This is a genomic window from Chitinophaga sp. CCNWYY40, assembly GCF_037483205.1.
In the GTDB taxonomy this organism is placed as follows: Bacteria; Bacteroidota; Bacteroidia; order Chitinophagales; family Chitinophagaceae; genus Chitinophaga; species Chitinophaga ginsengisegetis.
Map to the genome: position 1 here is coordinate 1 of NZ_JBBHLF010000020.1, position 2,261 is coordinate 2,261.

Consider the following 2,261-nt stretch of genomic DNA (forward strand, 5'->3'; position numbering starts at 1 on the left):
ACTGCGGCGCCAATACCCGGTAAGTGACTGATGGCATGTTCCACTTCTCCCAACTCTATACGGTAACCACGGATCTTCACCTGGTCATCTAACCGGCCCAGGTATTCAATATTGCCGTCCGGCAACCAGCGGCCAAGGTCGCCGGTGCGGTATAAACGTTCCTGTAATACCGGATGCACCATAAACTTCTCCGCCGTAAGTGCCGGGCGGTTGTAATACCCACGCGCCAGCTGTACTCCGCCAATGTGGATCTCCCCGGTTATACCAGCAGCAGCCGGCCCACCATAATTATCCAGGATATACAGCTGCGTATTGGCTACAGGTTTACCTATCGGTACTTTATTTATACCCGGTTTCGTATCGTAATAACTTACATCTATTGAGGCTTCTGTAGGACCATATAAATTGTATAACGGGATCTCCGTTTGACGATACCACCCGGTTACCGTTACAACAGGCAGCGCCTCTCCACTGGTAAACACACGCCGCAGACTATACAGCGAAGCGATATCTGCATGTTCTATAAAACTTTGCAGCATCACCGGCACAAAGTGCGCATTACTTATTTCATGGGCACGGATCAGCGCGGCCAGTTGTACCGGTGAATACACCGTATCATCATCGCACAATACCATCTTACAACCAAAACACAATGGTAAAAACAGCTCCCATACCGATACGTCAAACGTAAACGTGGTTTTCTGTAACACCACATCTCCGCCCGTAAAACCATAATGCTCCCACATCCACCGGAGCCGGTTTACCAGCCCCTTATGCTCCAGCATACAGCCTTTCGGCTGACCGGTAGATCCGGAGGTGTATAACACATACGCCAGCTGATCTTCCCTCACTTCTTGATAACAATCCGGCGAATACTCTCCTGCCCGGAACGATGCCAGTAAACCATCATCTATGCATACTTTGTAGTGGCTGTCTTCCGCAATATAAACCTGCCGCTCCTCCGGATAAGAAGGATCAACCGGCACATACGCACAACCGGATTTAAGGACGGCCAATAACGAAATAATCAGCCATTCGCTCCGGTGTAGTTTTATCCCGATCAGCTCTTCCCCTGACAGTGTATAGTGTGCATGCAGATAAGATGCTAAACGGCCTGACCACTCATCCAGCTCCCGGTAAGTAAAATTGCGGCCATCATATACCAATGCTGTGGCATCCGGCTGTAACTCCACCTGACGGCGGAATAATCCCGGCAAAGTGTCTCCCCGGTCATAGCTTACTGCCGTATCGCTATAGGTATGTAATAACAACTCCTGTTCTGCTGCTGTCAGGTACGACAGTGTTTGCAACGGCTGGCTGGCATGTGCTGTAAAGCCGGTTAACAGTTGCCGGAAGTGAGCGCTGATACGTTGTACATCCTCTTCTGCAAAACAAGCGCGGTTATACCTGAACAATACCTGTATCCCCTTGCCATGAGAAGAAGGTGATACCAATACGGTAAAATCATAGTTGGTTTGTTCCACCACTTCTGAACCCTGCAGGGAAAGAGCATCCAGGCCGGCTCCCTGTTCTCCGGCCGCCAGTCCATCCGATACCAGTTCTTCCACCGGGTAGTTTTCATACACCAGGATATGATCAAACAAGCGATTACCAGGCACACTGCGTGATTGGATATCTGATAATTTAACGTAGTGATGAGCCATGCTGCTGATAGCATCCTGTTGCAGTTGTTGCAGTAGTTCCAGCGCTGTCATGCTGCCTGCATACCGCACACGCACCGGGATGGTATTGATGAATAAACCAATCATATTTTCCACCCCCGCAAGACCGGCAGGACGACCGGATACCACGGCGCCAAACACTACGTCTTCCGTATTGTTATACCGGCCCAGCAGGTAACTCCACACCCCCTGCATAAACGTATTTTCTGTAATGCCCGCAGACCGGCAAAGACTATTAATTCCTGCTACTTCTTCTCCGCTTAACACCAGCTTTTCTTCTCCTCCGATATAACCCTCACTGTCTGCTTTTCTAAACGGTATAGACGCTGCCTGCTCATAACCCGACAGGTAAGATTCCCAATAAGCCTGGCTGCTGTCCTGGTCCTGTTCCGCCAACCAGCGGATATAATTAACATAGGGAATAACGGGCGCAAGTACCGGTGTAGTTGCATTCAACAGGCTGCGGTAGATCTGGTAGAACTCATTGATCAATACGCCTGCACACCAGCCATCCATCAGGATATGATGATGGGTCCAGATAAATTCATATTCACCCGGTTTCAACTCCAGAACGGTCAG

At 49.8% G+C, this 2,261-nt stretch carries 1 protein-coding gene; it reads right to left on the minus strand.

Going from position 1 to position 2,261, the window contains the following annotated elements; genetic code table 11:
* Nucleotides 1-2,261: non-ribosomal peptide synthetase (locus V7S65_RS32180; protein ID WP_339547041.1), on the minus strand; the 2,261-nt coding region annotated here is incomplete at both ends.